The sequence below is a fragment of the Caldicoprobacter sp. genome (assembly GCF_047459465.1).
In the GTDB taxonomy this organism is placed as follows: Bacteria; Bacillota; Clostridia; order Caldicoprobacterales; family Caldicoprobacteraceae; genus Caldicoprobacter.
This window is the reverse complement of sequence record NZ_VSCO01000158.1, coordinates 1-3,777: the sequence shown is the minus strand read 5'-3', so window position 1 is coordinate 3,777 and position 3,777 is coordinate 1. Positions and strand designations below refer to the sequence as shown.

General features: G+C 40.7%; 3 protein-coding genes. 1 reads left to right on the top strand and 2 read right to left on the bottom strand.

From position 1 onward, the window contains the following. Positions 1-393 precede the first annotated feature (393 nt). Positions 394-759 carry a hypothetical protein gene (locus FWJ59_RS08530; protein WP_414481520.1) on the bottom strand — a complete coding sequence of 122 codons (366 nt, stop codon included), beginning with the start codon at positions 757-759 and terminating at the stop codon, positions 394-396. Positions 760-1,011: 252 nt separating this feature from the next. Then, positions 1,012-1,989 carry a radical SAM protein gene (locus tag FWJ59_RS08525; protein ID WP_414481519.1) on the bottom strand — a complete coding sequence of 326 codons (978 nt, stop codon included), beginning with the start codon at positions 1,987-1,989 and terminating at the stop codon, positions 1,012-1,014. A 304-nt stretch (positions 1,990-2,293) separates the two neighbouring features. Here FWJ59_RS08525 and FWJ59_RS08520 point away from each other — a divergent pair, with 304 nt between their 5' ends. Further along, positions 2,294-3,424: a polysaccharide deacetylase family protein gene (locus FWJ59_RS08520; protein WP_414481518.1), complete on the top strand. Its 1,131-nt coding sequence runs from the start codon at positions 2,294-2,296 to the stop codon at positions 3,422-3,424. Positions 3,425-3,777: the final 353 nt, after the last annotated feature.

The following is a 3,777-nucleotide window of genomic DNA, read 5'->3' as shown; positions in this document are numbered from 1 at the left end:
CAATATAATATCCCTCTTCTTTACCAATTGGACAAGCAATTTCATGTGATAATAACAACTTTCTGTTCCCATAACTTATTTCACTAGCCCTATACGGCCTTAGATCATCCACTATATCATATTCAATAATTTGCTTAATCTCTCTTAATTCGCCCGTATCTTTATCTACAACACCCCACGCAACAATTATTAATTTTTACAAGTCGTCAGAGTTTTCAATATCATCCTCTACATCGTCAATGTACTTCACTGCATCTTCACCAGATGGTCTATATGCCTTTTTTATTGGTTTACTCTTATCAAACGAAAAGTAGAATTCATAATCATCTTTTTCAGACGGTAATAAAGAAACAAGGTTATTATAAATTTGTTTTCTACATTTTGCATCTGGTACTATACTCTTAAAAACCTCTGGTTTTTTTCAGAAAAACTATTCAAAATTTTTTCAAAATCTTGCAAAACACATTCACCAAAACTTGGTACTCCAACTGCAAGGTCAGGTTCTTTGTCGGGTAGTGCTAACTGAGCCAACAAACTTCCAGGCTCTGCTTTTAGAAGAAATAACTCACATTCTTTTTCAATTATCGAAGGCTTCCTCCCAGGCGAAGCAGGTTCTCCTTTTAATCGAACAGTGCCTAAAGCATACATAGTTTTTTGGATACTATTAACCGTTTTTACGAATATGCTCACAGGTATCTTCCCATTCTTAGTATCTTTACTTGCAAGTTTAATAGTTATGCCCCTCTCTGCTTCACCCATAGTATCACCTTCTTGCCTTTCAAATTATCAAATATAGCAGAAAGCCACAAGTACGACTATGTTTAAATTGTTCCACTGCGAACATTACGTAGAGATAGTAGAAGTCCTGAGACATACAAAGAGAGGGCAAGACCTAAATTTTAGTGCACGGCAAAAAAGAGCCGCCAACCGTCGGTCTTATTTTTATTCACATCATATTGTGGATTGGCATTTCCTTCACATTTGGAAGACCAGTGAACAATAAAAGACACCTCACACATACTTGTAATGTCCCTCCGGTTTAAGGTCGGGAAGGTCAAGACCCCGTTCCAGCACCAAATAGTTCCTTATATCATAGCAAAGGTCGCAATCTCCTGCATATTCGGCTTGAGGTTCGAACCCATACTCCTTCATGGCCAGTTCGACAAGGCCTTTTACGCCCTCAGTCTCCAAAGCGTGAAATACGCGATACCTGCCAGGGTCAGCCCCCCTTACCAGCTCCTTAAGAGGAATCGAAAGCCCCGGGCAAGATTGCGGTACGAAGTTGCCGTACAGGTCAACGTGAAAGTGATATACACCAGAAAGCAGCCTGCATGGCCTGGATTGTCTTAATACTTGCTCAAAAGGCTGCTTTTTCATCATGGGTCTATAGGTCTTCAATGCACGCCCTTTTAAATTAAGGCCGTATCTCTTAGCTAACTGCAAAAGATAATCCCGGCCAAAGAGCTGGACGTACTCATCAAGGGAGTGGGGCTTGCTATCATCCATTGCCTCTATATCGGGCCAAAAATCCATAAGCCAGGGGAATACCTCTATCCCTGCCTTTGAACACGCAGCCATGAGCGCTTTTACCTTCCAAAAAGGAATATACTCATTGTGATAGGGATCTATGGATATAAGCAACGTATGCACGCCGCATCTCTTAAGGTCCTTAAGGATGGCATGGGTCGACGCTTCATCCTTGTACCATGACGCATTGGTCTCGATATATTCTATATGGACCCCGTTTTTCTTGGCAGCCTCAAGTACTGCCAGAATTTTGTCAGGCCTAAGTAGGGGTTCCCCTCCGCCTATATGAACCGACCTACAGCCCAAGCCCTTCAATATGCGGAATATCTCGTCAGCCATGGAAGGCGTCATGTAATCGTTGGGCCATTGTGGTGAACTGGAATAACAGCAGTGCCTGCACCTAGAAGAGCATTTGTAGTTTGTAATTATTCCTCCCGAAACTAGGTAACTTATCTGTAGCATAAATCAACCTCCATCGCATATTTTCTCCAGTACTATATTTTTTACCAAGTTTATATTGTGAGTCTCAAGTTTATATTGTGAGTCTTTTGATTTCCTTTATTATACCATAATAACATCAGGCAGATTAAATAAATCAAAAAGCAACATTTATATACGTTGCATCTCATTTTATGACATTTTTATTACAACTATTACATCTATTTTAAATATTGTTAAATTTTAAAAAAATGACACAAAATGTTTTTTCTTAAAGGTATAATGAATATGTATAGTTTTGGTACCAGTTGTAAAGGGGGCAATCAATGTGAAGGAAAGCTGCGCCAAAAGATATTTTTTTACAACCATCAAGCTTTTGTGTATCCTGTCGATGCTGAATTTTTCTTTTCTGTTTGGTTATCCAGTCACCGCCATCGCCACCGAATCCTTTTTAACCAAGCAACAACCCCAACCTCTATGTACAAATCCTTCTCAAGATTTGGCTCAAAATTCAGAGCCTGCTCTTAATGATAGCAATACAATCGTTATACCTATCTCCCACAAAAACGAGCACAACGTCGACAACAACATGGAAATACCTAGTAACACCAATATCGAAGGATCAAACCGAAATGACGTTCCGGTGGCCCCAGCAGAAGGCACCGATAAAAGTACGGATATATCTGAAAACACAAAAGATATGGAAAGCGAAGGAGAGGCACAAGGCCAACTACCAACAAATGGGATGCAGAATGCAAATGAAAGCAGTGACCTGCAACAGGAGGAAGAAAAAAGTGACAGCGATGTGGTGGATGTAACGGCGTATCAGCAAGAGTTAAACGGTATTTATAAGCATAGGGAAGATAAGGTAGCCTATCTCACCTTCGATGATGGCCCTACGCCTTCCATCACCTCCGCAATACTCGACATACTCGCACAAGAAGGGGTAAAAGCCACCTTCTTTGTAATTGGTTCCAATGCCGAGCGTTATCCTGAGCTTGTCAAAAGAATATACCAGGAAGGGCATGGGATCGGCAATCATTCATACTCCCACGTTTTTAAACACATATATGCCAGCACCGAAAACTACCTCGACGAGCTAGCTAAAACAAAGCAGATATTGCAGTCCATTTTAGGCGAAGATAAAGAATTTATGCTTACCAGATTTCCCGGCGGTTCATTTGGCCAAAAACTGGCTCCGTTCAGGGAAACAGTAAACAAAGCCGGATATCTATATGTAGATTGGAACTGCGTAAACGGCGATGCCGAAACCACTAAAAAACAATCAGCACAGCAGCTCATTAAAAAGTTCAAGGATACCGCAAAGGGGCTGAGCACCCTTGTCATCTTGATGCACGACGCTCCAAAAAAAGACGCAACAGTGCAGGCCCTGCCCCACATTATCCGTCATTTGAAAAACGAAAATTATAGATTCGAAGTATTGCCCTGGTCGCGATGATACCAGCCTTCCACCAGAGCATGAGGTAATAAGCTTAATGTCCTTAATTGTCTGAACCTCATCCCCCCTCCTAACCATTCTTTCAGCATCCCTTTCGGATGAATGGGGACTTGAACGCACGGGAAACATTTGAAACAGCCATTGCAACCACTAGAATTGCTTTTACAGTTTTGTTCAATGCAACCTCATCCCAGCGCCAATGTCATCTACAAATATGCTGCTTTAAAGCTCCTTACCTGTACAATAATAAGGCATATTCATAATTTTGGTGCTAACCTGAGTTATTTCCCAAGAATATTTTTAAAGCAAATGGTCAATTTTAATGTTGATATTATAGTCTATTTCTATTATAC